Genomic DNA, 26,717 nt, shown 5'->3' with positions numbered 1-26,717 from the left:
CCCCGGTCTCAGCTCAGCTCGCCGGCACGCAACCGGGCCAGCCAGGCCGCCGCGTCGGCGTAGTCGGCGTCCGAGAGGCCGGCCGGCGCGGGGACCGGCCGCTCGGCCGCCCCGTCGGCCCAGCGGTGCCGGGGGTACGACCCGAGGAAGCGCACGTCCGCGCAGACCCGGCGCAGCCCCCGCAGCGCCTCCCCGAGCCGGACGTCGGCCACGTGGCCGGTGCAGTCGAGGAAGAAGACGTACCGGCCCAGCGCCTCGCCGGTCGGTCGGGACTCGATCCGGGTCAGGTTGACCCCGCGCACGGCCAGCTCCATCAGGACCGACAGCAGGGCGCCCACCCGGTCGTGGGCGATGTAGACGGCCAACGACGTCACGTCGTCCCCGGTGGGGGTCGGCGGCGGGCCGGGGCGGGACAGCAGGGCGAACCGGGTCACCGCGTCGGCGTGGTCGGCGATCTTGTCGGCCAGCACGGCCAGCCGGTGCCGAGCCGCCCCGATGGGGGCGCAGATCGCCGCGTCGTACCCGCCACCCGCCGCGCCGGCCGCAGCGGCGCCGTTGGAGAGCACGTCGACCACGACGGCGTCCGGCAGGTACGTGCGCAGCCAGCCACGGCACTGGGTGGACGCCTGCGGGTGGGCGGCCACCGACCGGATCGCCTCCAGGGACGTCCCTTGGCGGGCGCCGAGCACGAACTCGACCGGCAGGATCACCTCCCGCGTGATCACCAGGGGCTCGCCCTCGGCCAGCTCGTCCAGGGTCACCCCGACCGCGCCGCCGATCGAGTTCTCCAACGGGACCAGGGCCGCGTCGGAGTCCCCCGCCCGGACGCTCTCCAGCGCCTCGCCGACGCTGCGGGCGGGCGTGCGGGTGCCGTGTTCGGCGGCGGGCACGGTGCGCAGCGCCTGCTCGGCGAAGGTGCCCTCGGGGCCGAGGTAGACGAAGCGGGTGGGTGGTGTTCCGGGCATGTCGCCCAGCCTACGCACCTGGTATGCCCCCCGGGACGGCGTCGCAGGCGAGCGTCCGGATGCCGATCGGCCCGGCCACCCGTACCTCGATGGTGCAGACGTCGGTGCCGGCGGTGACCAGCTCCAGCGCGCCCGGCCGGCCCCGCGTGACCACCTGGAGCTCCTCGTGCCCGGTCACCCGGAGCACCGTGTACTGCCAGTTCCCGGCGCAGAGCGGGCCGGTGCGCACCCGCACCTCGACCGCCCGGGGCAGCACGTCGGCCGAGCCCCGCAGCAGTGTGATCACCCGGTCCCCGGACGGGCCCTCGCGGCAGGCGGTGGCGACCAGGTCGGAGCCGGCGGTGGGCGACGGGACGACGGGCGGTGGGGGGACCGGGTTCGGCGGGGCGGTCGGGGTGGCGGGCGTGGTCGGGCCGGCGGAGGTGCCCGCTGTGGCGGTCGGTGCCGGGGCGGGCCCGCGCAGCTCCGGCGGCGTGCCGCAGCCGGCGGACGCGAGAGCGAGGGACGCGACGGCGAGCAGCACGGCCGGGCGGGGTGGCCGGCGGGGTGCGGTGCGGTGTGGTGCGGTGGGCGACACGAGCCGATCCTTGCATCGAAGAGCGTCGTGACGGCCGGGTGGCCGTGCCCATCGTAGGAGCCGCCGGGGCGCAGGTGAAGGGTGGCGGCGGGGATCGTCAGTCGAGGAGGCGGTGGCCGGCCCGGCGCAGGGTGGCGGTCGCCTCGTCCAGCCGCACGGCCGGGACGAGCACGTGGTCCGTGTCGTAGGTCGAGAACGCCACCACGTTGACCCGTGCCTCGGCCAGCGGGGCGACGAGCGCGGCCAGGGTGCCGGTCACCGGCTGGCCGAGGGGCCCGACGACCCGCAGACACCGCCAGTCGGTTTCGGCCTCGGCCTCGGCCGGGGCGCGGGACGCGGGGCAGATCACCGAGACCCCGTCGGCGGACCAGCTCACGCTGACCACCTCGCCGTCGCCCAGGTCGCCCCACAGGTCGGGCCGGAGGGCGGAATCGGCGGGCAGCCGGCACACCGCGTACTCCCCCGGCAGCAGAGCGACATCGAGCATGAGGGCACCCTACGGCCTGGGTGCCGGTCCGACCCAGCGTCAAAGGGTGCGGCGAACACCACATTCGTGCAGTTCAGGACGGCGATGGGCGGATCAGATCTCGGAGAAGAAGGTGAGCGATCCGGCCACTTCGCCGTGGGTCAGCACCGGCGTGGAGATGGCGTCCACCGTGGCGTCCGACCGGCCCGCCGTCGAGGCCTGGACCCGGAGCAGCCCTCGGGCGAGGCGCTTGGAGTGCAGGGCGAGCAGCGGCGGGATCTTGTCGGTGTCCTGCTCGGTCAGCTCGCCCCGGTTTGCGGTGAAGTCGAGCAGCCGCAGGCACCCGTCGAGCAGCGGGAGGCCGATCACGTCCTCGGGGCAGCACAGGCAGAGCAGCTCGCAGCCGGCCGAGGAGATTGCGACGACGCGGGTGTCCGCGTCGATCAGCAGGCAGGGCTCGGCCGCGTGGGACACGGTGGCGGACCACTGGCCGAAATTGTCGGACTCCTGCTCCGGCGGCGTCCGAGCGGCGGGCACGAACACTTCCGAGATCGAGAGTTCGACGTGGGCCACCGCGCCTCCTATGTACACCGACGGTCTGTCCACGCTAACCGGTTGTCGCGGGGGCCACCGACCGCACTTCAGCCACCAGGCCGCCGGTGATCAGTTGCCCTGCCCCCGGGGCCGGCGACGTCGCGGCCGGTGCTCCGGGGGCTGACCGGACCGCATGGCGTCGCCGGAGACGTTACCGGCGGTTGGCCGGCTTGTCAGCCGCCGTTCGGCCGTCGTCGTACCACCGGTAGTCGGCGGCCGGGCGGTACGTGCCGTTCATCCAGGTGCCGGGGTGCTGCGCGACCTGGGCCAGCTTGTCGGCGGTGGCGGGGCTGATCCGGTTGCCTCCGGCCACGAGCAGGCGGTCCAGCTCGCGGTGGGTGGCCATCAGGCAGTCCTTCGGCAGGCCGTACACGCTGATGACACCGGAACCGACGAAGGTCAGCACCGGCGTCACCGGGATCGACAGCCCGACGGCCGCGGAGAGCGCCTTGCTCGCCCGCCTGGCGTCCCGGCGGGTCTCGGCCACATAGGCCGGGCGCTTGCCGTTGATCTGGACGACGTCCCCCGCCACCAGCACCCGGGCCCGGCCGTGGTCGGCGATGGTCACCGCGAACAGGCCGCTCGGGCCGATTGCGAGGAACCCGGCCCGCTCGTCCTGCCCCTGGTCGAGGAGGAGGTCCGAATTGTCTGTGCGGGGCCACTCGATGACGTGCCAGGACGGGCCGAGGTGGTCGAGCCGGCCGAGGGCCCGAGCCCCGGCTGCCTCCAACCGGCGGGCACCTCGCTCGGCACGCCGTCGACGAGCCCACTCAAGGGGGCTCGGACGGACAGGCTCAAGCGCCCCCGGCGCCTCGGCGCGGGGGTGCTGCACCGACACGGGCGGCAGTGCCCGCGAGGTGGGTGCGGCTCGGCGTGCGGGAAAGACAGTCATCGCGACCTCCGGCAAAAGGTCCCTCGAAGTTATGTCCTCACTACCCTACGTCGACATACCGGGTACCCGGCAAGTCGGAGCGCCGGAGTGAGTACGGATGAATGCCATATTCATCCACAGATGTTTTACCGGATGCCGCCAAACTCTGCCCTACCCTTGGCCGAGTGACCCACTACGTGGACAGCGAAGTCGGCCGCCTCGGCACGGTGCTGCTGCACCGACCCGGGCCGGAGCTGGCCCGACTCACCCCGCGCAACAACGACTCTCTCCTCTTCGACGCCATCCCATGGGTTGGGAGGGCGCAGGAGGAGCATGACGCCTTCGCCGCCGCCCTGCGCGAACGCGGGGTGGAGGTGCTCCACCTCGCCACCCTACTGGCCGAGACGCTGGCCGTCGGCGAGGCCCGCGCCGAGCTGACCGAGCAGGTGCTCAGCTCGCCCCGGCTCGGCGACACCCTGCGCCGCCGGGTCGCCGACCATCTCGCCTATCTCGACCCGGCCGCCCTCGCCGACGTGCTCATCGCCGGGCTCGCCCACGAGGAGCTGCGAATCAGCCAGGAGCGGCCGGGCGGGCTGGTCTACGCCCTGATGGACCGGCACGAGTTCGTCATCGACCCGCTGCCCAACCTGCTGTTCACCCGGGACTCCTCACTGTGGATCGGGGACCGGGTCGGGGTGACCAGCCTGGCCATGCCGGCCCGCCGCCGGGAGACCACCATCACCGACGCGATCTACCGGCACCACCCGCGCTTCGTCGGCACGGAGTTCGTCTACCACCCGGGGCTGGAGCACCTGGAGGGCGGCGACGTGCTGCTGCTGGCCCCCGGGGTGCTGGCGGTCGGGGTGGGCGAGCGGACCACGCCCGCCGGGGCGGAGCGGCTCGGCCGGCAGGTCTTCGCCGCCGGGCTGGCGCACACGATCCTGGTCGTCCCGATCGCCCAGGAACGGGCCACCATGCACCTGGACACGATCTGCACGATGGTCGACGTCGACGCCGTGCTGATGTACGCGAACGTGGCGAGCACCCTGGCCGCGTACACGGTGGTGGCCGGGCCGGACGGCGAGCTGCGGGTGGACGGGCCCGCGCCGTTCCTGCGTGCCGCCGCCGACGCGATGGACCTCGACCAGCTCCGGGTCATCGACACCGGCCTCGATCCGGTCACCGCCGAGCGGGAACAGTGGGACGACGGCAACAACACCCTCGCGCTGGCCCCCCGGCTGTGCGTCGGCTACGAACGCAACACCGGCACCAACGCCCAGCTCGAACGGGCCGGCATCGAGGTCATCCCGATCGCCGGCTCCGAGCTGGGCTCCGGCCGGGGCGGCCCGAGGTGCATGTCCTGCCCCCTGGTCCGCGAACCCCTGGTCCGCGAACCCCTGGTCCGCGAACCCCTCGTCCGGTAGGGCGGGCCGCGCCGAACGTCGACAGGGGCACCTTCCGACGCCCGGCGCGGGTGACTCAGCGGAGGGTGAGCTGACGGCCGAGCAGACCGTGCCGGGCCCGGCGGCCCGCCGCGTCCAGCGCCTCGCCGGTCTCCAGCGCCTCGGTGTAGCGCTTGGCGAACTCGGTCACCGGCTCCTCCCAGTCGGCGGCCGGGACGTCCTCGGGCAGGTCCCAGACGGGTACGAGGCGGCCGTGCGCGCGGAACATGCCGGCGAACTTCGTGTTCCCGGCGAGGGGCAGCGTGCCCGCAACGCTCAGCCGGGCCAGCGCGTCCAGGGCGGCGTCCTCGTCGTCCGGGAGCACCCAGCGCACGTGCGCCTTCTCCGGCACCTGGCACCAGTACGCGGCCCGCACCGCGGCGAGCCGTACGGTCGGGTAGATCGCCGCGTTGGCCCGCTCCAGCGAGGCCTGGACGGTCGGGTCGTCGGTGGCCCCCGGGTCGAGCCAGAACTCGAAGCCCTCGTGCATGGTGACGTCGAGCGGCCCGTCGACCAGGATGTCCTGGAGGCGGGGGCCGAGGCCCGGCAGCGGCGGCACCGCGACCGGCTTGCCGGGCTCGGCGCGCAGCGCGCAGAGCAGCGCCTCGGCCAGGTCCCGGGAGACGTCGCCGGACTGCTGGTGGCGCTGGAGGCCGATGAAGACCCGGCCGTCGGCCTTCGTCATCGCCGGGGCCGCCATGGGCAGCACGGTGGCCAGGGTGACGGCTCGGTCGCCGTGCTCCTCGACCAGTTCGGGGACGAGTCGTAGGGGCGCGGACGCGGCCGGGACCAGCTCGCGCAGCGCGATCCACTCCGGCTCGTCGGTCAGCCCCTCGAACGGTCGGGGGACGAAGACGTCCCGTACCTTCTCCCGCTTGGGGGTGGCTTCGGAGGCCCGCTGGCTCTTTCGACGCTTGCTCACGGCGAATCAGCCTAGATGCCCCACCGGAGGCCGCAGACCCGGCCCGCCCTCGCGGACCCGGCCCGCCCTCGCGGACCCGGCCCGCCCTCGCGGGTGCCGGGCGCCCCGCTCGGCGGGACGAGGATCAGCCGGCGGCGACGAGGCCCGCGCTGGGGGTGCCGGTGCGGTCGAACTCGGCCCAGACGCTCTGCCCGAGGCCGTCCCGGTCGACCCCCCAGCGGGTGGCCAGGCCGGAGACGATGTGCAGGCCCCGGCCGTCGACGGCGTCCTGGCTGGCGGCCCGCATCCGGGGCCCGGTGCCCGCCCCGCCGTCGGTGACCCGGAGCTGGACGAGGCGCTCGTCGCCGGTGGCCGGGCTCATCCGCCACGCCACCCGGACCACCCCGCCCGGGAGCGGCTCCGCGTGCCGGATCGCGTTGCCGACCAGCTCGGCCAGGACGGCCACCAGGTCGGCCAGCAGCATCGCGGGGACGAGGCCGGCCAGCTCGTCGGCGAGCCGGTGCCGGGCCAGGCGCGCGCCGGTCGGGTGGTGCGGCACCACCACGCACCACGACCGCTCGGCCGGCCCTGAGGTCACCGCGCTCCTTCACGCCTTCCGGGTGGCGGCCCGGGCCGTGCTCACGTACGCGGCAGCCGCACCTCTGCGACCGTACCGCCACCTGCCCTCGGCCGGAGGGATACCCATCCATTCTGTTGCTCGACGATCCGGCGGACCAGGTACAGGCCGAGCCCGGCGCCCGGGTAGCCCCGGCGGTCGCCGGACTCCCCCTGCCAGAACCGGTCGAAGGCCCGCTCCACGTGCTCCGGCCGGATGCCGATGCCCCGGTCGCTGACCCGGAACGACACGGTCTGGACGTTGCCGGTGGCGGCGATCTCGATCGGGGAGTCGGGCGGGGAGTACTTGTCGGCGTTGGTGCCCAGCTCGGTCAGCACCGTGGCCAGGCTCTGCCGCTCGCCGACCGCCTTCGGCAGGCCGGCCGGCACGTCCAGCACGATCCGGCGGCGCAGGTCCGAGGGCAGGTCCGCCACCGCCGACCGGAGCGCGTCGCCGAGGTCGAACGGGGCCAGCGGCTCACCGGGGCGTCCCTCGGTGGCGGAGGCGAGCAGCCGGTCGACCAGCCGGGCCAGCTCGTTGGCCCGCTGCCCGATGACCCGGGCGGCGTGCCGCCGGTCGACGTCGGTCAGCGAGTCCCAGTGGTCGGTCAGGGTGTCGGCGTACCCCTTGATGACGGTGACCGGGGTGCGCAGCTCGTGGCTGGTGACCGCGACGAAGAGGTCCCGGTCCTGGTCGCGTAGCTGCTGGTCGGTGATGTCCCGGAAGGTGACCACCCACAGCGAGCCCGGGCCGGGCAGCTCCCCCGAGGTGATCTTCAGCCAGCGGCCGTCCGGCAGCCGGTGGTCGAGGACCTGACCGGACGGGGGGAGCGGGAACGGCAGCGGACGGTTCAGCGCCTCGGCGACCGAGAGGCCGGTCACCTCGGCGGCGGCCGGGTTCCACAGCCGGACGTGGCCGCCCCGGTCGACCACGGCCAGCCCGTCGGCCAGCGCCGCCACCACCGGGCCGTCGCCGTGCACCGGCAGGCCGGTCTGGTCGCCGTACATGTGGGCGATGCAGGCGGCGATGTACGCCAGCACCTCGTGCTGCCCGACCGCCGTCGACTCGTCGTGGTCGAGGTAGAAGGCGTGCAGGCTGCCGACGATGAGCCCGCCGATCTCGGCCCGGGCGACCACCATCCGGCGCAGCCCCCGGTCGATCAGCTCCTCGCCGATCGGGCCGGGGATCCGGTCCACCCGGATGTCGCGGACGCGGGCGCCGGAGAGCAGGCAGACGGTGGCGGGGTCGGTGGGCGACACCGGGCGGCCGACGGCCCACTCGGCGTTCTCGGTCGCGGCGATCACCCGGCCGCCCTTGGGCGCGAACTCCACGAACGCCGTGCTGGCCGCCCCGACGGCCGGCAGGACCACCTGGAGCAGCCGGTTCAGGACCGGCAGCCCGGCTTCACCAGAGTTGATCATTTCGATCACCCTGCCATGGCCGACGATGAGAGCGGCGAGGTCGGTGCGCTCCGGCATGTCCCGAGTGTGCCGCGCCGAACCCTCCATTGGCACCCCTGGCTGTTCGGACATCCGGCCGGTGCCGCTGAGCCAGCGGGTCATTCCGCCCCGGGGACTCACCGGCCCAGCCTGGCCAGCGTGTGGGCCGGCCGGTCGGTGATGATCCCGTCGACTCCGGCGTCGAGCACCAGCTCCAGGTCGGCCGGCTCGTTGACCGTCCAGACGTACACCTGGTTGCCGGCGGCCCGCAGCGTGGGCAACAGCCGGGGGCGGGACCGCACCAGCCCGACCCCGGGCCCGGCGATCCGGGTGCCGGACGGCAGCCGGCCGGGCGGCAGCCAGCGCGGCAGCACGTCCAGCAGCAGCACGGTGGGCAGGCCGGGGGCCAGGTCGTGGACGCGGCGCACGGCGAGCGGGGAGAAGGACATCACGGTGACCCGGACCGGGCTGTCCGGCCCGGGCTCGGCCAGGCCGTACCGGCGCAGCAGGGCCACCAGGCGGCGCTCCACGTCCCGGCCGTACCGGGAGGGGTGCTTCGTCTCGATCAGCAGCCGGACCGGCCGGCCGGCGGCCAGCACGGCGTCCAGCAGCCGTTCCAGGGTGAGCAGCCGGGTGTGCGACTCGTCGGGCGGCTCGTCGCCGTCCGACGGGGGGCAGCCCGGGTGCCAGGAGCCGAAGTCCAGCGCCTCCAGCTCGGCGAGCGTGCGGGCGCTGACCAGGCCGGTGCCGTTGCTGGTCCGGCCCAGCCGCCGGTCGTGCACGCAGACCAGGTGACCGTCCCGGGTCAGCCGGACGTCGCACTCCAGCCCGTCGGCACCCTCGTCGAGGGCCCGCAGGTACGCGGCGAGGGTGTGCTCCGGCAGGTCGGCTGACGCCCCGCGGTGGGCGAAGACGAGGGGAACCATGCCCGTCGCTCTCAGATGACCTGGCCCGGCCGCCCGTTCGCATCGACCACGGGTCGCCCGACGGCGGCCCACTGGCGCATCCCGCCGTCGGCGTTGCGCACCTGGTCCCAGCCGTTGTTCATCAGGTAGGCCACCACCTGCGCCGACCGGCCGCCGGAGCGGCAGATCACCGCCACCTCACGATCGGTCGGGACCTCGGCAAGCCGGGCCGGAAGCTCTGTCATCGACAGGTGGTGGGCGTCGGGCGCGTGCCCGGCGGTCCACTCGTCGTCCTCGCGTACGTCGAGCAGGTAGGTGTCGTCGGCGATCTCGGTCACGGGCACGGTGGGAACCTGGGGTCCGAACACGGTCACCAAGCCTAGATCCTCGCCGGACCGAACCGGCGGGCGACGTGCGGAAGAGATGCGATCCGGCCCGTGGCGCGCTCAGAGCCGGGTGATCCACCCGGGGTTGGCCTGGGCCCAGTCGGGCATCCGCTCGCTGCGGGCGGCGTCGAACAGGCCGTTGCCCCCGCCGTCGAGCACCACGTAGGAGACCTCGTCGATGGTCTCCGGGTGGGAGGGGACCTGCACGCCGGTCAGCGCGTTCGGGGGCAGGTCCCGCAGGGTGAGCGCCAGCTCCTCCAGTGGCACCCCGTTGGTGTCGACGGTCAGCGACGCACCGACCGCCCGGATCAGCCGGTCCAGCCGCACCGGGTCGCGGCGCAGGTTCGTCTCGCCGGCCCGGTCCAGCATCGCCCGCAGGAGTTGCTGCTGGTGGCGCTGCCGGTCGTAGTCGCCTCTTGGCAGGTCGTACCGCTGGCGGACGTAGTCCAGCGCCCGGGCGCCGTCCATCTGCTGGCAGCCGACGGGGAACAGGGTCCTGGTGTGGATCGAGCGGACTGCGGTGTCGACGCACATCCGGATGCCGCCGAGCAGGTCGATGACCTGCCGCAGCCCGGCGAAGTCGATCAGCGCGGCCCCGTCGAAGCGCAGGCCGGTGAGCCGGGTGAGGGTGACCGAGAGGAGCTGGACCCCGGCCTCGCCGCCGCCGCCGTGCTCGTACGCGGCGTTGATCTTGTCGCTGCCGCCGCCCCAACCGTTCGGCGCGGGCGGGATGGCCACCCGCAGGTCGCGCGGGACGGAGATCAGGTACGCCCGCTTCGTGCCGGCCGGCACGTGCACCACGAGGATGGTGTCCGAGCGCTGGTCGTCCGCGGTGCTGCCGGCCCGGCGGTCCGAGCCGACCAGCAGATAGTTGAGCGCGGCGTCGAGGTCGGTCCGGTCCCGCCGGGCATCCGGGTCGAGCAGTTGCTCCCGGGTCACCGTGCGCTCGTACCGGTGGCTCAGGATCTTGAGCCCGGCCACCGCGGCGGCGGCCAGCAGGGTGAGGGCCAGGCCGGCCCCGAGGAGGGCCCGGCTCCACCGGGGTACGCGCCGACGGGCCGGCTCGCGCCGCCCCCGCCCGGCTTCCTTTGACCTGGTCGTGACGCCCCCCGCCGCCGAACGTGAAACCTACTCACGTCAGGTTAAGGGGGTGGTCGGGCCGCCGGGCGGCTTTCGAGCAGGCCAGACGGCTTACCCGCAGGTGGGACGGCTAACTGCGGGCCGGACGGCCAACTGCTGGTGGGACGGCTACTTGCGGGTCGAGAGCACGTCCGGGTTGGCGTACACGAACTCGGCGAGCTTGTCGTTCTTGACCGCCTGGAACATCTCCAGGGTCTGCGGGCTCAGCATCTCCTTCGAGCCGTCGGCGGTGGGGTGGAACTTCCCGCCGTTGGTGCGCAGCATCGTCAGGTCGTTGCCGGTGACCCCGCGCATCGTGAAGATCATATCGATCATCGGCACCCCGCCGGTGTCCAGCACGAGGGCCCCGCCGGCCGCCTTCATCAGCGCGTTGAGCTTCACCGGGTTGGTCAGCGTGCCGTTCTCGGTCGCCTTCTTCGCCATCGCCTTGATCAGCTGCTGCTGGTTCTGCTGGCGGTCGTAGTCGCCGCCGTCCAGGCCCTTGCGCTGCCGGGAGTAGTCCAGCGCCGCCCAGCCCTCCATCTCCCGGCAGCCCTTCTTGTGCACCACCGGGGTCATCGGCTTGCCGGTCTTCTTGGCGTCCGCGTTCCACATCGGCTTGCCGTCGACGTACGACATGTGCAACGACTTGACCTCCTGGGAGACGCAGATCCGCACGGTGCCGAGGGTGTCGATGATCTTCTTGAAGCCGCCGAAGTTGATGATCCCCGCGCCGTCGAAGCTGACCCCGGTCATCTTCTTGATCGTGTTGGCCATGAGCTGGGCACCCCCCTCCCAGCCGCGCCCGTTCTGGGCGCCGGCCTGGAACGCCGCGTTGATCTTGTCTACGCCGTGGCCCGGGATCTCCGTCTGGGTGTCCCGCGGAATCGAGATCAGGTACGCCTGGTCGTGCGAGGCGGGGATGTGCAGCACGATGATGCTGTCCGCCCGGACGTTGTCGGCGGCCCAGCGCTCGCGGGCGTCCACGCCGAGCAGCAGCATGTCGATCGGGCCCTCCAGGCTCGCGCCGCCGTCGGCGTCGGACTTGCCGGCGTCGCCGAGCAGGTTGCCCTGGGCGATGCTGCCGGTGGCCTGGCCGATGAGCGCCTTGCTGCCCACGATGGCGACCCCGCTGCTCAGCATCAACACCGCGCCGAAGACCACGGTGAGACGCGCCCAGAGAGGGTCCTTGCGGCGGGCCCGCTTCTTGGCGGGGCCACCGCCGGGGCGCTTGCCGCCACGGCGGGGCTGCGACGGGACCCGTGCGGCTGCGCCGACGGGCTCCGGCGACGGGGGGCGACGGCTGGCTTGAACCGGCATGCGTGCTCCAGCTCGCGTTTTGAGGGGGGCGGGCCCACTGTACGTACCGCTTCCCGTCAAGGCGAGTTCGTCACGTGGATATCTGCCGTTCTACCGGCCGTCGCTTGCGGGAATTGCCCGAACGTCCAGGTCGATGCGACCGGTCGGCGGTTCGCCCCCCGGCGAAGGGGTTCCACCGCCGACCGGCGATGACGTCCGTCGAAGTAACGGGTGCCGTGCGTCAGTTCCCGTTACCCGTGCCGCCGGCCGGCGGGTTGGCCTTCACCCAGTCGGCCATCGTGTCCGCCGTCATGGCCTTGTACATGCCCAGGGCCTTCTCCCGGTCGGAGACCACCACCGACTCCCCGTTGATCGTCTCGCTGCCCGAGTTCGGGCTGGTGACGAAGATCAGGTTGTCCCCGCGCAGGCTGCGGAACTGCAACGCCATGTCGACCAGCGAGAATCCCTCGTCCACCGTGACCGCGTCGGTCACCGACTGGAGGAAGCCGTTCAGCTTCTTCGGATTCGTCAGCGTCCCCGTGCTGGCCGCCTTGTCCATCAGCGCCTTCAGGAACTCCTGCTGGTGGCGCATCCGCGCGAAGTCACCGTCGGGGAACTGCTTGCGCTGCCGGATCCAGTCCAGCGCCTCGGCGCCGGTCATGTGCATGGTGCCCTTGGTGAACTTCCGGAACGGCTTGTGGATCGACGTGACCGACCGCTCCACCTTCAGGTCGACCCCGCCGAGGGCGTCGGTGACCTGCTTGAAGCCGGCGAAGTCGATCGCCAGCACGTGGTCGATCCGTACGTCGGTGAAGCACTCCACCGTCCTCACGGCCAGCGGCAGGCCGCCGAACGCGAACGCCGCGTTGATCTTCGCCCGCTGTCCCGAGCCGCACTCCGACTTGGCGTTCTCGGGGATCGGCACGTACAGGTCGCGGGGGACGGAGACCAGGTAGGCGGACTTGTGGTCGGCCGGGATGTGCATGACGATGATCGTGTCCGCCCGCCACTGGCTCTGCTGGTCCACCGGGGCGTCCGGGTCCCGCGAGTCGCTGCCGACCAGCAGGATGTTCAGCGCGCCGTTCACCGCCTTGGCCGGGCGACCGCCCGTCAGCTCCGAGAACGGGTCGGTGCGGGCCAGGTCGTCGTTGAGGTTGCTGGTGTAGAGCCAGGCGCCCGCACCACCGAGCAGCGCGAGCACCAGCGCCGCCACGCCGGCCACCAGGCCGATCCGGCGCCACCGCGGCCCCTGCCCGCCCGGTCGCCTCGGCCCGCCGGGGCGGGTGGGCCCGACAGGGCCGGCGGGCCCACCCGGGCCGCCGAAGCCGCCGCCCGGCGAGCGGTCGCTGGGCGCGGGGGGCCACTGGGCGTCGGAGACGCGGGCGCGCCCCGAGGAGCCCTGGCCGGGGCCGGGCACCGAGGCGCGTCCGGCGCTGCGACGCAGGTGCGGGAGCGGGACGCCGGCGGGAGTGGTCGCTGACATGTACCCGAGGGTACGTAGCCCCGTCGAGCGCCGCGCCGAAGCGCAGGTCACCCGGCGGGGCGTGGCCCGTCGACCGGTTACCCTAGCCGTGCGCGAAAGTGCTCGATGGTGCGTCGGAGGCCGTCCTCGGGCGCCACTGACGGCTCGTATCCGAGCAGTTCACGGGCGAGGGTGAGGTCCGGCCGGCGCATCTCCGGGTCGTCGGCAGCCCGGGTGACGTAGGTCACCTGTGACGCGCTCCCGGAGAGCGACACGATCAACTCGGCGAGTTGCCGCATGGTCAGCTCGTGCTCGGTGCCGCAGTTGACCGGGCCCGTCTCGGTCGAGTCGAGCAGCAGCAGGATGCCGCGCACCAGGTCCTCGACGTAGCAGATCGACCGGGTCTGGTCGCCCGTGCCGTGCACCGTGATCGGCTCGCCGCGCAGCGCCTGCGAGATGAACGTCGGGATGGCCCGGCCGTCGTCCGGCCGCATCCGCGGGCCGTACGTGTTGAAGATCCGCACGATCGCGGCGTCCAGCCCCCGGTACCGGTGGTACGCCATCGTGGCCGCCTCGGAGAACCGCTTCGCCTCGTCGTAGACGCTGCGCACGCCGATCGGGTTGACGTTGCCCCAGTACGTCTCGCGCTGCGGGTGCTCCTTCGGGTCCCCGTACGCCTCGGAGGTGGAGGCCATCAGGAACCGGGCCCCGTCGGCGACCGCGCGGTCCAGCAGATGCAGGGTGCCCACCGAGCCGACCCGGAGGATCTCCACCGGCAGGGTGGCGAAGTCCGTGGGGCTGGCCGGGGAGGCCATGTGCAGGATCGCGTCGAACCGCTCGGCCAGGGCCGGGTGGTGGTTCGGCAGCCCGTCGGAGACGTCCGCCTCGACCAGCGTGAAGGTCGGCTTCTCCAGCAGGTGGGCGACGTTGTCCTTGGAGCCGGTGACGAAGTTGTCCAGCACCACCACTGTGCAGCCGCGGGCGACGAGGGAGTCCACCAGGTGCGACGGCACGAAGCCGGCGCCGCCGGTGACGAGGACACGGTGACCGGGGCCGAAGCGCGGAGCAACCTTCATACGGCCAGCCTACAGAGGTGAGGAGGGGCCCCCGGCCAATGCCTCGGGCGTGGCGGGGGCCCCTCGACAGCTCGGCGGGTGCGGTGCCGAGCGGGTCCGACTCAGTGCGCGCCGGCGCCGGTGAGCGCCCGCACCTCCAGTTCCGCGTACTTCTCCTCGTCGTGCTCCTTGGAGATCACCGTGCCGATCCACCCGCACAGGAAGCCGAACGGGATGGAGAGGATGCCCGGGTTGGACAGCGGGAACCAGTGCCAGTCGTGGTCCGGGAACATCGAGGTCGGCGCCCCGGAGACCACCGGCGAGAAGAACACCAGCAGCACCGCGGCGAGCAGGCCGCCGTAGATCGACCAGACCGCGCCGGAGGTGTTGAACCGCCGCCAGAACAGGCTGTAGAGGATCGCCGGCAGGTTTCCCGAGGCGGCCACCGCGAATGCCAGCGCCACCAGGAAGGCCACGTTCAGGCTCTGCGCGTAGATCGACAGGGCGATCGACACCGCGCCGATGACCAGGGCCGAGAGCCGGGCCACCCGGACCTCCTGGCGCTCCGACGCCTGCCCCTTCTTGACCACGTTGGCGTAGAAGTCGTGCGCGAGGCTGGACGACGAGGCCAGGGTGAGCCCGGCGACCACCGCCAGGATGGTGGCGAAGGCGACCGCCGCGATGATCGCGAGCAGGGTCGCCCCGCCGAGGTCGCCGCCGAAGAACTCCCTGCCGAGGGCCTCGGCGAGCTGTGGCGCGGCGGTGTTGCCGGCCTTGTCCTGCGCGATGATGTCCTTGCTGCCGACCAGCGCCGCCGCGCCGAAGCCCAGGGCGAGGGTGAGCAGGTAGAACGCGCCGATGATGCCGATCGCCCAGAGCACGCTCTTGCGGGCCGCCTTCGCCGTCGGCACGGTGTAGAAGCGGATCAGGATGTGCGGCAGGCCGGCCGTGCCGAGGACCAGCGCGATGCCGAGCGAGAGCAGGTCGACCTTGTTGTAGAACGTCTGCGTCGCGTCGCCGGCGACCTCGACGCCGTACTTCAGGCCCGGTCTGAGGAGGGCTTCGCCCTTGCCGGAGGAGGCGGCGGCGCTGCCGAGCAGCTCCGACAGGTTGAAGTTGTACTTCGCCAGCACCAGCAGGGTCATCACGAGCGCGCCGGTCATCAGCAGGAACGCCTTGACGATCTGGACGTACGTGGTGCCCTTCATGCCGCCCACGGTGACGTAGATGATCATCAGGGCGCCGACCATGACGATCGTGGCGATCTTGGCGGTGTCGGCGTCCATGCCGAGGAACGTGGTGCCGGGCTTGATGCCGAGCAGCAGCGCCACCAGCGCGCCCGCGCCGACCATCTGGGCCAGCAGGTAGAAGATCGACACGGTGATCGTGGAGACCGCCGCCGCCGTCCGGACCGGGCGCTGGCGCATCCGGAACGCCAGCACGTCCGCCATCGTGTACCGGCCCGAGTTGCGCAGCAGTTCGGCGACGAGCAGCAGCGCCACCAGCCAGGCGACCAGGAATCCGATCGAGTACAGGAAGCCGTCGTAGCCGTACAGGGCGATGATGCCGGCGATGCCGAGGAACGACGCCGCCGACATGTAGTCGCCGCCGATCGCCATGCCGTTCTGGAAGCCGGAGAAGGACCGGCCACCGGCGTAGAAGTCGGTGGCCGTCTTGGTCTGCCGGCTGGCCCAGACGGTGATGGCGAGGGTGATCGCCACGAAGACCAGGAACAGGGTGATGGTCAGGTTGCGGGCGGTGCTGCCGCCCGCCTCAGCCGCGAGGACCGTGTTCATGGGTCACCTCCCCGATCTCGGTGCGGATCCGGTCGGCGACGGGGTCGAGCCGCCGGTCGGCGAATCGGGAGTAGAGCCAGGCGATGAGGAACGTCGAGACGAACTGGAGCAGCCCGAAGACCAGGGCGACGTTGATGTGGCTGCCGAACAGCCGCGTGCCCATGAAGTCCCGCGCGTACGCGGACAGGATCACGTAGAGCGCGTACCAGAGGAAGAACGCGACGGTCATCGGGAAGACGAAGCCGCGCAGCGCGCGACGCAACCCGACGAACTCGTCCGACCGTTGCACGGCGAGGTACCGGTCAGCGGCGGACGCGGCCGAGGTCGCCGTCTCCGGCGCGGCCGGCGACGGCGCATCGGGCGCGGGTGTGTCCGTGGACATCTGTGGATCACCACCTTCACAGGCGTGGGGAGTTTCGCGCACGGTAGGAACCGCGCCCCTCGCCCGGGAAGACGTGGGCCGGCCCCGGTCGCCCACTGCGCCGAACGGTCGCCTGCCTGCGCCAGGTGACCCACGTCACTCCGGTGACCGGCGGCCGGTGGTCGACGCCCACGTCGGCGGCGTGGCGACCTCCCGCCCGAGTCGCCGATCCGGCCCGACCCGCTCAGGTCAGCTCGTGGTACCGGCCCCGGTAGTGCAGGAGGGGGGTGGTCTCCTCGGTCAGGGTGACGGCCTCGATGGTGGCCTCGACCAGCAGCGCCCAGCCGTACTCGCGGGCGGTGTCGAGCCGGCAGCCGGTCCAACCGCCGGCGTCGGCGGGGACCGGGCCGTACTCCGTGTCGGTCCAGCCGCCGGTGGCGAAGAGGCCGCCCGGCGACGGGAACAGGCCGGCGAACCGGTCGGCGAGCTGCCGGTGTGCCGGGCCCAGCGGCACGACCGCGAACCGCCCCGCCTCCTCGACCGCCGCCCACAGGTCCGACTCCGGGTCGACCAGGCCGAGCAGCCGGTCCGGCTCGCCCTCGGCGACCAGCGTGGACGACACGGTCAGGCCGGCCGGCCCGGGCGCGGTCCAGAGCGTCACCGGGGCCGCGAGCCGGCCCCGCAGGCGACGGGCCGGGGACTTCTGCCCGGAGGGCACGGCGAACGGGTCGGTGTGGTGGATCTCGGCACCCGGCTGATGATTCACGTGAAACATTGTGCCGCCCCGGGCGCGCACCCAGCCCAGTTGCCCGTGATCGTCTGCTGAGAACGGGGGACGACACGCCGCCCGCGCCTCATTTCTCGACAGACGATCAAGGAGACTCACTCGTCGGTGGTGAGGGAGTGGCGGGCGGCAGCCAGGACCTCCGGGTCGGTGCAGCCGGCGGCGTACCCGGCGATCCGGCGGCGGATGTCCCGGGTCAGCAGCCACACCCCGATCCGGTCGGCGACCGGGCGCAGGAACGCCGGGCGGCAGCGGAAGCTGTACCGCCAGGTGGCGACCGCCGTGCCCGGCTCCGGGCCGGGCGCGAACCGCCAGCCACCCGCGAACATCTCGAAGAACCACGGGCCCCGGACCATCTTCATCCCGACGTGGCTCGGCGGGGCGAAGGAGACGTACTCGCTGACCATGATCAGGCCGTGCCGGGACCGGGTGAACGTGCGCACCCCCTTGCCGGGCCGGGTCGCCCCGTCGGTGAAGTGCTGCTCGCGGACGAACGGGTCCCAGCGGTAGCGCACCGGCGCGACGGTCTGCGACACCGCGAACGCCAGCTCGGGCGGCACCGGAACGGTGATCACCGACTCGACGACAGGCATCGGCCCATTGTGCCGCCGCTCGCCAACCCACGCCTGGGAGCGGCCGGCCGGCGCGTGCGCGGGGGCCTTATCGTGCCGGCATGGCCCCCGTGACGCCGCAGAAGCTCGCCCAGACCCGCGTCCTCGACGTCGATGCCCTGGCCCGCAACGAGGTGGACCTGCGGGCCTACCCACACCGGCACCTCGCACTGCTCGCCCGCCCCGGCATGACGAACAGCGGCGTCACCCGGCTGATGGAGGGCGTCGAGTACCTGTCCCAGTTCGGGTGGGAGCTGGTCAACGTCACCGACGTCAGCCGGAACCAGTTCCTCTACGCGTTCCTGCGCCGCCGCTGACCCGCGTTCCCGCGTCGCCGCTGACCGTCACCGCTGGGCCGGGCCGGGCGTCAGCGGCGCGGGGTGACGGCCGTCAGCAGCTCCGGGGCCCGCCGATCGAGCACGTCCCCGGCCAGGTACGTCCCGAGCAGCGCCGCGCCCAGGCCGTACGCGAGGCCCAGCGGCAGGGCCAGCCAGAGCCAGACGTCGCCGAGCAGCGCCGCCGCGACCACCATCGGTACTGCGGCGACCGTCGAGGCGATCATCGACAGCACGGTGAGGAGGCCCTTCGCCAGCCCGGCCCCGCTGTTCATCGCGAACGGGTTGCTCGTCTCCGGCAGCGAGTACGCCCCGAGCACCGAGATGAGCGCGTTGACCGCCAGCCCCACCCCGTACGAGGCGAGCAGGGTGCCGGCCAGCAGGCCCAGCCACGCCGGCCGGCCCAGCACCACCGCCAGGACGACCGCGACGACGGCCAGGATCGGCAGCACGTACACCGAGAACGCCGCCGCCCGGGCCCGCAGCTCCAGCCGGCCCGGCACCCCGGCGACGACGTTCGCCGCGTACGCGCTGCCGTCGAAGCCGAACTGGTTGGCCAGGGTGACCGAGGCGAGCACCCCGACGAAGATCACCGAGAGGCTGGCCAGCACCGGTGAGGAGTCGGGCGTGGCCAGCTCCATCCCGTCGGCGGTGGAGAGGCTCGCCCCGCCGAAGTTGACCATTACCGGCACGAAGATCCCGATCACCGCGATCGTGATCAGGTTGGCCCGCCGCCGGGCGTCCCGCCACCAGTAGCGGCACTCCCGGGCGACCAGCGCGCCGAACCGGTCCCGCCGGGCCCAGCCGACAGCCCGGGGGAAGAGCTGCCTGACCGCGCCGCCGACCGGGCCGCTGCGGGCCTTCGCCGTGCCCCCGCCGGCCGCCCCCACCATCGCCGACTCCAGCGACCGGGACCACCACCACAGCAGCGCCCCGATGGCCGCCGCCGTGATCAGCAGCTTCAGCGGGGCCGCCCACGCCCGCCCCTCGGCCACGTCGATGCCCACCGTCCACGGGGCGCCGAACGGGGTCCAGCCGACGATGCGGGCCACCCCGGCCAGCCGGTCCCAGTCGGCCTGCCGCACGGCGGCCAGCACCACGATCTGCAACGGGCCCAGCAGCGCGGCGAGCACCGCGAGCAGCACGGCCGCCAGGTCGCGCACCCTCCGCGATCGCAGCATCGTGGCGAACGCGCTGGTCACCGCCCGGCTCGCGGCGACGCAGAGGATCAGCCCGGCGGCCACCCCGACGGCCGCGACCAGCGCCGCCGCCCACCCGCCCAGCATGCCGGCGGTGAGCACCAGCCCGAAGGTCGCGATCAGCACCGCCACCGTCGGGACGCTGACCAGCGCGGCGGCGAGCAGCCCCGTGACCAGGGTGCGCCGGGTCAGCGGCAGCAGGGCGAACCGGGCCGGGTCGAGCGTCTCGTCCACGCCGAAGAAGACCAGCGGCAGCAGCAGCCAGCCGAGCACCAGCAGGCCACCGCCGAACGCGGCGACCATCAGCGCGTACTTCGGCTCGCCGGCCAGCCCGGGGGCGGCCAGCAGGAAGAACCCGGTGGCGGCGAACCAGAGCCCGCCGATCACCCCGCCCACGAACATCGCGACCCGCCAGCCCTGGCCACGGAAGTTGTTGCCCATCACCCGCAGCTTGAGCCGCACGAAGTGCCGGGCCGAGACCGGTCGGGCCCGCTCGGTGAGGGCGGCTGGAGCCGCAGTGGCGTCGGGCACGGTCACCGGGACAGCCACGCCAACTCCTCGCCCGTCGCGGTGCGCCCGCCGACCACCTCGACGAACACGTCTTCCAGCGAGCGGTCGCCGCGCACCTCGGAGAGGGTGCCGACCCGCTTGATCGTCCCGTCGGCGAGGATCGCCACGTGTGAGCAGAGCCGCTCCACGACCTCCATCACGTGGCTGGAGAAGACGACCGTCCCGCCGCCGACGACGTACCGGTGCAGGATGTCCCGGATCAGCGCCGCCGACACCGGGTCGACCGCCTCGAACGGCTCGTCGAGCACCAGCAGCCGGGGCCCGTGCAGCAGCGCGCAGGCCAGGCCGATCTTCTTCCTCATGCCGGCGGAGTAGTCCACCACCAGGGTCCGGCCGGCATCGCCGAGGGCGAGCACGTCGAGCAGCTCCGCCGCCCGCTGGTCGACCACCGCCGGGTCCATGCCGCGCAGCAGACCGTGGTACGCCAGCAACTCCGCCCCGGTGAGCCGGTCGAACAGCCGCACGCCGTCCGGCATCACGCCGAGGAGCTGCTTTGCCCGGACCGGGTCGGCCCACACGTCGTGCCCGAGCACCCACGCCTCGCCCGCGTCCGGGCGGAGCAGCCCGACCGCCATGGACAGGGTGGTGGTCTTGCCGGCGCCGTTCGGGCCGAGCAGCCCGTAGAACGAGCCGGCCGGGACGTCGAGGTCGACGTGGGCCACCGCCACCTTGCCGTCGAACCGCTTGGCGAGGCCACGCAGCGCGAGCGCGGGGTGCTCATCAGTCATGGTCCGACCGTATCCGGCCGGGACTAGTGAACGCTCCCGCCACGGGACGAGCCCGTCCTCCTCCTCTGGCAGGAGGCGGTTCCGGGGCCGTCCGTGGGCAGCCCTGCACGGCGGGCGTCAGGCAGGGGACCTTCCCTCGGCGCGGAGCGCCTCGGGGGAGTGCAGGCGGAGCATGATGCCGGCGACGTCGGCGGGGAGCCTGCGGCGGGTCGCCGTCGACACCGCGACCATGACCGTGAAGGCGAGCGGGACGGTCCAGGCGGCCGGCTGCGTGGTGAGCGTGGCCGGCCAGCCGGACAGCGGCGGCCCGAGCACCGTCAGCAGCACCGCCCCGACGGCCGCTCCGCCGCCCACCAGCACCCCGGCTGCGGCGCCCACGTCGGTCAGGCCGCGCCACCAGATGCCCAGCACCAGCAGCGGGCAGAAGCTGGACGCGGCGACCGCGAAGGCCAGCCCCACCACCTGGGAGACGTCCAGCCCCGAGACGTTCAGCGCGAGCACCGTCGGCACCCCGCCCGCGATCACCGTGGCCAGCCGGAAGCCGCGTACCGAGCCGCGCCCCAGCACGTCCGTGGAGATCACCCCGGCCACGCTGGTGAGCAGCCCGGACGAGGTGGACAGGAACGCGGCGAACGCCCCGGCGGCGACCAGCGCGGCGAGCAGCCGGCCGGTCGTGCCGTCCCCGAGCGCCGCCCCGGGCAGCAGCACCACCACCGCGTCCGTCTGCCCCGTGACCAGCAGCTGTGGGGTGTAGATCCGGCCCAGCACCCCGTACAGGGTGGGCAGCAGGTAGAACGCGCCCACCAGGGCCAGCACCACCAGGGTGGTGCGTCGGGCCGCCGCGCCGTCCGGGTTGGTGTAGAACCGGACGAGCACGTGCGGCAGCCCCATGGTGCCCAGGAACGTGGCCAGGATCAGCGAGTACGTGGCGAACAGCCCCCGGTCGTCGTCCCCGGCGGTGTCCGGCAGCAGCCAGTCGGCGGCTTCGGTGGCCGCGCCGGAGACCTGCGGCACCGGGTCGCCGGCCGCGAAGTCGAGACGGTCGCCGGGGCGTACCTCGCGGGCGTCGCCGTCGGGGAAGGTGAGGGTCGCCCGGTGCTCGACCACGACGGTGATCGCGGTCCGGAACGCCGGCCCGTCGGGCGGGGTCACCGCCGGGCGGGCGTCGGCCTGCCACTGCAACACCAGGAAGATCGCGGGTACGGCGAGTGCGGTGAGCTTCAGCCAGTACTGGAACGCCTGGACGAAGGTGATCGCCCGCATCCCGCCCAGCGCCACGTTCGCGGTGACCACCACCGCCACCAGCACCGCCCCGACCGGGTACGCCGCCCCGGTCAGCGTGGCCAGGGTCAGCCCCGCCCCCTGTAGCTGCGGCACCAGGTACAGCCAGCCGATGAAGATCACGAAGGCGGTGGCCAGGGTGCGCAGCCGGCGCGAGCCGAGCCGCAGCTCGCAGAAGTCCGGCAGGGTGAACGCCCCGGAGCGGCGCAGCGGCGCGGCCACGAACAGCAGCAGCGCCAGGTAGCCGGCCGCGAAGCCGACGGGGTACCAGAGCACGTCCACGCCGTACTTGAGGATCAGCCCGGCCACGCCGAGGAAGCTCGCCGCCGACAGGTACTCCCCGCCGATCGCGGCGGCGTTCCAGGTCGGGCTGACCGAGCGGGAGGCGACCAGGAAGTCGGAGGTGGTCCGGGCCAGCCGCAGCCCGTAGAAGCCGATTCCGACGGTGACCAGGGTGACCGCGACGATCGCCGGGACGACGTACCCGTTGCCCATCTCAGCGCTCCGGCCGCTGGACCAGGTCGGTGAAGTCCTGCTCGTTGCGCTCCGCCAGCCGCACGTACGCCCACCCGACGGCGATCAGGAACGGGAACGACGCCACCCCCAGCAGCAGCCAGGGCAGGTTCACCCCGAACACGGTGACCCGGCTGACCGCCGGCGCGATGGCGAACAGCAAGGGCAGGCCGCCCAGCCCGATCAGCACCACCAGGCTCAGCCGCAGCGCCAACGCGAGCTGGGCCCGGACCAGCCCCCGGACCAGCGCCTCCCCCACCCGGGTCTGCTGGGTCAGCTCGGCCCGGGCCCGGTCCGCCCCGGGCTCCCGGCGGGACACCTCGGCCAGCACGACCCGGGTCCGGCCCGGCGCGACCGGCATCCGGCCCGACGCCTCGGTCGTGGGCACCGGCGTCCGGGTCGGGGTGACCGGTGACCCGGCCGGGCCCGGGGCCCGGGGTGGCGGTACGGGATCGTCGGGTGCGGCCACCCCGGCAGTCTCGCCCGATCGACGGGATTGTCAAGGGCGGTCGTGCGGTGGACGTCCGCCGCGCGGGGCTGCTGTCCGTCGGGCCGTCCGCAAATCGGTCCTCACCCGCGGCGGAAGGTTGGGCAGCTCAGGGCCGTCGTACCTGTCGGCGACAGGTCCAGCAGGTCACGGGCCGTCGCCCGGCCCAGGTTGGCGGTCCTGACGTGGTCGACCGGCAGCTCGATGGCGATGTACCGCAGCGCGCAGGAGCGCAGCGGCTCGGGCAGCCGGTCCAGCGCCGGCACCGCGTCGGCGGAGAGCTGGGAGGCGTACTGCACGTCGATCATTCCGGTCAGCCGGTACCGGTCGACGTTGCGCTCGGCGATCAGCCGGTCCGGGTTGACGGCCGCCAACCCGAGCAGGGCGAGCACCGCCGTACCCACCACCAGCTGCGGCAGCCAGCCGGCCCGCAGGCGCACCACGGCCACCCCGACCAGGACGAACAGCGCCCCGAGCCACAGCTCGACGGCGGCCACCACCAGCCGCAGCCGGGTCGCCCCGTACGCGTCGGCGTACACCTGCATCCGGTACAGCGCCGAGGCGACCACGACCAGGCTGAGCGCGGTGAGCGTGCCGAGCAGGAGCCGGAACAGTAGCCGGTCGGCTCGGGTGGCCCGGGGCGCCCAACGGGTGGTCCCGGCGATCACCAGCAGGGTGAGGGCGGAGACCGTCAGCAGCTGCCAGAAGCCGCCGCGGCCGTACTGGGCGTAGCTGAGGCCGGCGGTGCGCAGCACGTGGGCGGAGCCGCCGAACAGCACGGTGAGCTGCACCAGCACGAACGCGGCGAACAGCGTGTCGAGCAGGGCCAGCGGCACCACCCACTCCAGCCGGCGCACGGGCCGGGCCGGGGCGGCCCGCAGCCCGTCCAGGTCGGCCGGAGCCGCCAGCAGGTACGCCGCGCCGAGCAGGCCAGCGCCGATCAGCACGCAGCGGAACAGCCAGCCGATCGTCGCGCCCACCGACACCTCGGGCAGCAGGCCCGTCACCAGGTCGGCGAAGACCGCGTCGGCCGAGGAGAAGAGCAGGCCGAAGACGAGCAGCAGCGCCGCCGACGCGGCGACGGTGGCGAGGCTGCGCCCGACCGTCGACCCGCCGGGGCCGGACCGGGGCAGCCCGCGTCCCGCCCAGGGGAGCGCCCGGAACGGGGCCGCCGGGGTGAGCCAAGCGGCCGTGAGCATGCCCAGCGGCGTCCGGCCACCCGCCACGGCGAGGATGCCGGTGACCACGGCGGCGAGCAGGCAGAGCACGAAGAGCCAGCCGGCCGCCCGGACGTACCCGACCGAGACGAGGGCGATGGTGGCGACGGCCCAGATCAGCCGGTCCGGCGCCCGCCTCGGCGCCCGGCCTTCCGCCCGGCCTTCCGCCCGGCCTTCCGCCCGGCCTTCCGCCCGGCCTTCCGCCCGGCCTTCCGCCCGGCCTTCCGCCCGGTCCAGTGCCCGGCCCGGGGCCGGGTCCGCCGCCCGCCCCGGCGCCCCCGTGGCGTCGGGACGGTCGGCGGACCCGGCAGCCGCCCCGGTTCGGGCGGTCGTCTCGGGGGAGACGTCGGTGCCGGCAGTCGCCTCCGAAAGGACCACCGTGCCGGCTGGTGGATCGGACGCCGGGCCGAGCGTCGAACCGTCCGGTGCGGGGTCCCGGCGTCCCGTGCCGGCGGTGACGAGCGCGGCGGTCGCGGCGAGCACCGCCACCAGCCAGCCGAGCCCGGGGCGGTCGAAGGGGACGAAGAACGCCGCCACCGCGGCGGCCACGGCCACCGCGCCGAGCACCACGGGCCTGGCCGGGCCGTTCGGCCCGGGCCACCGCCGCTCAAGAAAGGACGGTGGCCGCGCGGGCAGCCCAGTCCGTGCTGGCACTCCTGTCTGCGGCGGCACCCCCGTCTGCGACGGCACTCCTGTCTGTGGCGGCAGCCCTGTCTGCGACGGCACCCCCGTCCGGGGCGTCCCGGAGGTGACCTGCCCTCCGTCGCCCGCGACCACGACCTGCTGCCCGGTTCCGGCCGCCATCTTCCCGTCGATCATGGGCTCGTGTTGGGGTACGTCTGCTGATTTGTCGCTCTTATCGGGCACCGCAACTCCTTGATCGACACCGAGGGGGGGAAAGAGGGGAAGGAGGGAGGTCAGGGGTGCGTGGGGTGGGGGAGGGACACGCGGATGCGGCAGCCGGGGTGGGAGCCCGGGTGGGGGTCCAGGACGGCGATGGCGCCGCCGTGCAGCTCCACCACCCAGTGCGCGATCGCCAGGCCCAGCCCGGTCCCGCCGCCCCCCGACCGGTCGCCCCGGGTGAACCGCTCGAACACCCGGGAGCGCTCGGCGACCGGGATGCCCTCGCCCTCGTCGGTGACCTCGAAGTGCAGGTGGTCGTCCTGCTCCTCCGCGCTGACCAGCACCGTTCCTCCCGCCGGGCTGTGCCGGGCGGCGTTGTCCAGCAGGTTGGCGAAGACCTGGTGCAGCCGCGCCGGGTCCGCGTACACGGTCAGCGGGGCCGGCAGCGGGTCGAGCCGGAAGCGGACGTCCCGCCCGACCCCGGCGGCGGTCGCCGCCGCGTGTTCCACGGCCTCGTCGAGGAACTCGGCGACGTCGATCTGCGTCCGGCGCAGCGGTACCACCCCGGCGTCCAGCCGGGACAGGTCGAGCAGGTCTGCGACGAGGTAACTGAGCCGCTCGGTCTGGGCCAACGCGGTGCGCAGCGCGGCCGGCTCGGTCGGGGCGATGCCGTCGACCAGGTTCTCCAGCACCCCCCGCAGCGCGGTGATCGGCGTACGCAACTCGTGCGAGACGTTCGCGATCAGCTCCCGCCGGCGCTGGTCGGCCGCGGCGAGGTCGGCGGCCATCTTGTTGAACGCGTGGGCCAGCTCGCCGACCTCGTCGCGGGAGGTGGCCCGGACCCGCCGGGAGTAGTCGCCCCGGGCCATCGCCCCGGCCGCCGCCGTCATCTCCCGCAGCGGTGAGGTCATCCCGTGCGCGAGCACCTGCGAGGTGAGCAGGGCCAGGCCGATCGCCGTCGCCGAGGTCATCGGGGGCAGCCAGCCGATGGCGTACCAGAAGTAGGACAGGCCGGCGGTGCCCGAGGTGACCAGCAGGACGCCCAGCTTCACCTTGATCGAGCGGACCGGGTCGAGCGGCCGGGGCAGCACCCGGTTCAGCCACGTCACGAGACGCCCGGTCACGGCTGTGTCTCCAGCGCGTAGCCGACGCCGTGCACGGTCCGGATCAGGTCCGCGCCGAGCTTGCGCCGCAGCGCCTTCACGTGGCTGTCGACCGTCCGGGTGCCGCCGCCTTCCGCCCAACCCCACACGTCGGCGAGCAGCCGCTCCCGGGGCAGCACCGCGCGCGGCCGGCCGGCGAGGTGCACCAGCAGGTCGAACTCGGTGGGGGTCAGGTGCACCTCGACGCCGTCCCGCAGCACCCGGCGCTCGGCCTGGTTGATCTCGACGTCGCCGACCGTCAGCGTCGCGGGCCCGGCGGCAGCCGCCCGCTCCACCCGGCGCAGCAGCACATGCACCCGGGCGGCCAGCTCCCGCATCGAGAACGGTTTGGTGAGGTAGTCGTCCGCCCCGACGGCCAGCCCCACGAGCAGGTCGGTCTCGTCGTCGCGGGCGGTCAGCATGAGGACGGGCACCGGCCGGTCGCCCTGGATCCGCCGGCACACCTCCAGGCCGTCGAAGCCGGGCAGCATGACGTCGAGGACGACGAGATCGGGCCGCCACGCCCGGAACCGGTCCACGGCGGTGGGCCCGTCCCCGGCGATCTCCACCGTGAAGCCCTCGGCCCGCAGCCGGGTGGCGACCGACTCGGCGATCGTCCGCTCGTCCTCGACCACCAGCACCCTGCGTTCCCTCATGGGAGGTGACTGTATGCAGGGGTCGTGGAGGACGGTGGGGCACGTTGTGAACAACCTGTGGAGAACTCTCCACACCTGTGGATAACCCGGTGGACAA

At 73.5% G+C, this 26,717-nt stretch carries 27 protein-coding genes; 2 read left to right on the top strand and 25 right to left on the bottom strand.

What is annotated here, in order from left to right; all coding sequences use genetic code 11:
• Positions 1–8: 8 nt before the first annotated feature.
• From pheA to GVV04_RS14955, 5 genes are all read right to left on the bottom strand, one after another.
• Positions 9–965 (bottom strand): prephenate dehydratase, encoded by a 957-nt coding sequence (gene pheA, locus GVV04_RS14975; protein WP_161688654.1) that lies wholly within the window; start codon positions 963–965, stop codon positions 9–11.
• Positions 966–975: 10 nt separating this feature from the next.
• On the bottom strand, positions 976–1,488 hold the full coding sequence (locus GVV04_RS14970; protein WP_161689392.1) for a hypothetical protein: 513 nt from the start codon (positions 1,486–1,488) through the stop codon (positions 976–978).
• A gap of 151 nt (positions 1,489–1,639) precedes the next feature.
• Entirely contained in the window at positions 1,640–2,029 is a 390-nt protein-coding gene (locus GVV04_RS14965; protein WP_161688652.1) for an ACT domain-containing protein, read from the bottom strand.
• Positions 2,030–2,122: 93 nt separating this feature from the next.
• The gene (locus GVV04_RS14960; RefSeq protein WP_161688651.1) at positions 2,123–2,581 is read right to left on the bottom strand and encodes a PAS domain-containing protein; all 459 of its coding nucleotides are present in this window, start codon (positions 2,579–2,581) and stop codon (positions 2,123–2,125) included.
• 172 nt (positions 2,582–2,753) lie between these two features.
• Positions 2,754–3,494 (bottom strand): hypothetical protein, encoded by a 741-nt coding sequence (locus GVV04_RS14955; protein WP_161688649.1) that lies wholly within the window; start codon positions 3,492–3,494, stop codon positions 2,754–2,756.
• Positions 3,495–3,658: 164 nt separating this feature from the next.
• On the opposite strand from GVV04_RS14955, the gene GVV04_RS14950 reads away from it, so the two are divergent.
• Positions 3,659–4,897, top strand: coding sequence for an arginine deiminase (locus GVV04_RS14950; RefSeq protein WP_161688647.1), 1,239 nt, complete (start codon positions 3,659–3,661; stop codon positions 4,895–4,897).
• Positions 4,898–4,952: 55 nt separating this feature from the next.
• Here the strand turns inward: GVV04_RS14950 and GVV04_RS14945 are convergent, their stop codons facing one another.
• The 13 genes from GVV04_RS14945 to GVV04_RS14885 all read right to left on the bottom strand — a co-directional run bounded on the left by GVV04_RS14945 (position 4,953) and on the right by GVV04_RS14885 (position 17,631).
• Positions 4,953–5,837: a DUF5926 family protein gene (locus GVV04_RS14945; RefSeq protein ID WP_161688645.1), complete on the bottom strand. Its 885-nt coding sequence runs from the start codon at positions 5,835–5,837 to the stop codon at positions 4,953–4,955.
• A 124-nt stretch (positions 5,838–5,961) separates the two neighbouring features.
• Positions 5,962–6,414 carry an ATP-binding protein gene (locus GVV04_RS14940; RefSeq protein ID WP_161688643.1) on the bottom strand — a complete coding sequence of 151 codons (453 nt, stop codon included), beginning with the start codon at positions 6,412–6,414 and terminating at the stop codon, positions 5,962–5,964.
• Between the two features lie 41 nt (positions 6,415–6,455).
• Entirely contained in the window at positions 6,456–7,910 is a 1,455-nt protein-coding gene (locus GVV04_RS14935) for a PAS domain-containing sensor histidine kinase (RefSeq protein WP_161688641.1), read from the bottom strand.
• Between the two features lie 98 nt (positions 7,911–8,008).
• A complete protein-coding gene (locus GVV04_RS14930; RefSeq protein ID WP_161688639.1) occupies positions 8,009–8,797 on the bottom strand; it encodes a glycerophosphodiester phosphodiesterase in 789 nt (262 codons plus the stop codon).
• Between the two features lie 11 nt (positions 8,798–8,808).
• Positions 8,809–9,144 (bottom strand): rhodanese-like domain-containing protein, encoded by a 336-nt coding sequence (locus tag GVV04_RS14925; protein WP_161689391.1) that lies wholly within the window; start codon positions 9,142–9,144, stop codon positions 8,809–8,811.
• Between the two features lie 78 nt (positions 9,145–9,222).
• Positions 9,223–10,143 carry an LCP family protein gene (locus GVV04_RS14920; RefSeq protein ID WP_456238322.1) on the bottom strand — a complete coding sequence of 307 codons (921 nt, stop codon included), beginning with the start codon at positions 10,141–10,143 and terminating at the stop codon, positions 9,223–9,225.
• A gap of 267 nt (positions 10,144–10,410) precedes the next feature.
• Positions 10,411–11,601 (bottom strand): LCP family protein, encoded by a 1,191-nt coding sequence (locus tag GVV04_RS14915; RefSeq protein WP_161688638.1) that lies wholly within the window; start codon positions 11,599–11,601, stop codon positions 10,411–10,413.
• Positions 11,602–11,821: 220 nt separating this feature from the next.
• Positions 11,822–13,063 carry an LCP family protein gene (locus tag GVV04_RS14910; protein ID WP_161688636.1) on the bottom strand — a complete coding sequence of 414 codons (1,242 nt, stop codon included), beginning with the start codon at positions 13,061–13,063 and terminating at the stop codon, positions 11,822–11,824.
• A 77-nt stretch (positions 13,064–13,140) separates the two neighbouring features.
• Positions 13,141–14,118, bottom strand: a complete 978-nt coding sequence (locus tag GVV04_RS14905) for an NAD-dependent epimerase/dehydratase family protein (RefSeq protein WP_161688634.1) — start codon at positions 14,116–14,118, stop codon at positions 13,141–13,143.
• A gap of 101 nt (positions 14,119–14,219) precedes the next feature.
• Entirely contained in the window at positions 14,220–15,893 is a 1,674-nt protein-coding gene (locus tag GVV04_RS14900) for a solute symporter family protein (RefSeq protein WP_161688632.1), read from the bottom strand.
• Positions 15,871–16,275, bottom strand: a complete 405-nt coding sequence (locus GVV04_RS14895; protein WP_161688630.1) for a DUF485 domain-containing protein — start codon at positions 16,273–16,275, stop codon at positions 15,871–15,873. Before GVV04_RS14895 ends, GVV04_RS14900 begins: the two co-directional genes overlap by 23 nt.
• Positions 16,276–16,498: 223 nt before the next feature.
• Positions 16,499–17,140, bottom strand: a complete 642-nt coding sequence (locus tag GVV04_RS14890; protein ID WP_407938802.1) for a flavin reductase family protein — start codon at positions 17,138–17,140, stop codon at positions 16,499–16,501.
• A complete protein-coding gene (locus GVV04_RS14885; RefSeq protein WP_161688626.1) occupies positions 17,137–17,631 on the bottom strand; it encodes an SRPBCC family protein in 495 nt (164 codons plus the stop codon). The genes GVV04_RS14890 and GVV04_RS14885 overlap by 4 nt, the downstream gene beginning before the upstream one ends.
• 80 nt (positions 17,632–17,711) lie before the next feature.
• Here GVV04_RS14885 and GVV04_RS14880 point away from each other — a divergent pair, with 80 nt between their 5' ends.
• The gene (locus GVV04_RS14880) at positions 17,712–17,966 is read left to right on the top strand and encodes a hypothetical protein (RefSeq protein ID WP_161688624.1); all 255 of its coding nucleotides are present in this window, start codon (positions 17,712–17,714) and stop codon (positions 17,964–17,966) included.
• A 50-nt stretch (positions 17,967–18,016) separates the two neighbouring features.
• On the opposite strand, the gene GVV04_RS14875 is transcribed toward GVV04_RS14880, so the two are convergent.
• The 7 genes from GVV04_RS14875 to GVV04_RS14845 all read right to left on the bottom strand — a co-directional run bounded on the left by GVV04_RS14875 (position 18,017) and on the right by GVV04_RS14845 (position 26,620).
• Positions 18,017–19,732, bottom strand: a complete 1,716-nt coding sequence (locus tag GVV04_RS14875; protein WP_407938801.1) for an ABC transporter permease — start codon at positions 19,730–19,732, stop codon at positions 18,017–18,019.
• The gene (locus GVV04_RS14870) at positions 19,717–20,481 is read right to left on the bottom strand and encodes an ABC transporter ATP-binding protein (RefSeq protein WP_161688622.1); all 765 of its coding nucleotides are present in this window, start codon (positions 20,479–20,481) and stop codon (positions 19,717–19,719) included. The genes GVV04_RS14875 and GVV04_RS14870 overlap by 16 nt, the downstream gene beginning before the upstream one ends.
• Positions 20,482–20,598: 117 nt before the next feature.
• Positions 20,599–22,257 (bottom strand): sodium/solute symporter, encoded by a 1,659-nt coding sequence (locus GVV04_RS14865; RefSeq protein WP_161688620.1) that lies wholly within the window; start codon positions 22,255–22,257, stop codon positions 20,599–20,601.
• A gap of 1 nt (position 22,258) precedes the next feature.
• On the bottom strand, positions 22,259–22,636 hold the full coding sequence (locus tag GVV04_RS14860) for a DUF485 domain-containing protein (protein ID WP_161689388.1): 378 nt from the start codon (positions 22,634–22,636) through the stop codon (positions 22,259–22,261).
• Positions 22,637–22,845: 209 nt separating this feature from the next.
• Entirely contained in the window at positions 22,846–24,798 is a 1,953-nt protein-coding gene (locus GVV04_RS14855; RefSeq protein ID WP_161688618.1) for a DUF4153 domain-containing protein, read from the bottom strand.
• Between the two features lie 98 nt (positions 24,799–24,896).
• Positions 24,897–25,946 (bottom strand): HAMP domain-containing sensor histidine kinase, encoded by a 1,050-nt coding sequence (locus tag GVV04_RS14850; RefSeq protein ID WP_161688616.1) that lies wholly within the window; start codon positions 25,944–25,946, stop codon positions 24,897–24,899.
• Complete coding sequence (locus tag GVV04_RS14845) at positions 25,943–26,620, bottom strand: response regulator transcription factor (RefSeq protein ID WP_161688614.1); 678 nt, start codon at positions 26,618–26,620, stop codon at positions 25,943–25,945. Before GVV04_RS14845 ends, GVV04_RS14850 begins: the two co-directional genes overlap by 4 nt.
• Between the last annotated feature and the right edge of the window lie 97 nt (positions 26,621–26,717).

Origin of the sequence: Micromonospora rubida (assembly GCF_009908295.1) — a bacterium.
Classification (GTDB): domain Bacteria; phylum Actinomycetota; class Actinomycetes; order Mycobacteriales; family Micromonosporaceae; genus Micromonospora; species Micromonospora rubida.
The sequence above is the reverse complement of the archived record's forward strand: the minus strand, read 5'-3'. Positions and strand labels throughout refer to the sequence as shown.